Below are 1,066 nucleotides of genomic sequence, written 5' to 3'. Positions count from 1 at the left end.
AACGAGTCCTATAGCGGGGTGCAGGTCGGTGCGGATACGGCACGCGGTGGCTGGGTGTTCGGCGGGCTGTTCGGCACGACGCATGCGACCCCGGATGTGGTCGACGGCAGCGCGAAGGTGGACAGCTACTATCTGGGCGCCTACGCCACGCATCAGGATGCACAGCAGCGCTACATCGATCTGGTCGCGATGGCCGGCACCGCCAAGCATGATTTCAGCGTCAGCGATACGGCGGGGGCCGGGGTCAGCGGCAATGTGAGCACGCCTTACTACCAGTTGAGCGCGGAAGTCGGGCAGCGCTTCGCGTTGACGGCGGGGGGCGCCTATGTCGAACCGCAGGCGCAGCTGACCGTGCAGCATCAGAACAGCGGCAGCTTTACCGCCAGCGACGGTCTGCAAGTCAGCAGCGACGCGGTGAACGCGACCATCGGGCGGATAGGCGTGGCGCTGGGCCTGCTGCGCAGCGAAGTCGAACATCCGTACAACGTCTATCTCAAAACCTCCCTGCAGCAGCAGTTCGACGGCAACTTCAATGTCGATCTCAACGGCACCAAACTGGCCAGCGACTATACCGGCAGCTGGCTCAGCTATGGGGCGGGCTTCAACGTCAAACTGGGCAAGGCTAACAATAGCCTGGCTTACGGCGAAGTCTCGCGCACGGCCTCGAACGGCCCGGTGCAGCAGGAATGGCAGCTCAATCTCGGGCTGAAGCTGGCCTGGTAAGACGGCGGGGGTCCGCGCGGCTGTACGCGCGGTACTCCGTTGCCCCCCGTGTTTCCCGATCCACGGGGGGCGGTGCCCTGAACTAAAGGTCAGGCCCGCGCCTGTCCGTCCCTTCGGCCCCCTGTCCCGCTCGCGCGGGCAGAGGGACGTTCTGTTGCCGGGCGGCAACGGTTGCCCCCTGTTCGCGGAGGTTGTTTCATATAAATCAATAAATTCAATATGTTGAACGTTTTCATGTGCTGCGCTGACCGGCTGGCGGCACCCCGTATCGCACCCGGCGTGCCCGCTGCGCCCCCACCCTTGCCTCGTTGTTGTCATTCGGCTACACCCGCCCTCCGGTTTT

1 protein-coding gene is annotated in these 1,066 nt (G+C 64.1%); it reads left to right on the top strand.

The window, feature by feature from the left end:
* A partial coding sequence (locus G520_RS22945; RefSeq protein WP_156876973.1) for an autotransporter outer membrane beta-barrel domain-containing protein occupies nt 1-723 on the top strand: 723 nt, incomplete at its 5' end.
* Between the last annotated feature and the right edge of the window lie 343 nt (nt 724-1,066).

This window comes from Paludibacterium yongneupense DSM 18731, from assembly GCF_000422925.1.
Classification (GTDB): Bacteria; Pseudomonadota; Gammaproteobacteria; order Burkholderiales; family Chromobacteriaceae; genus Paludibacterium; species Paludibacterium yongneupense.
This window is presented reverse-complemented; position numbering and strand designations above follow the sequence as displayed.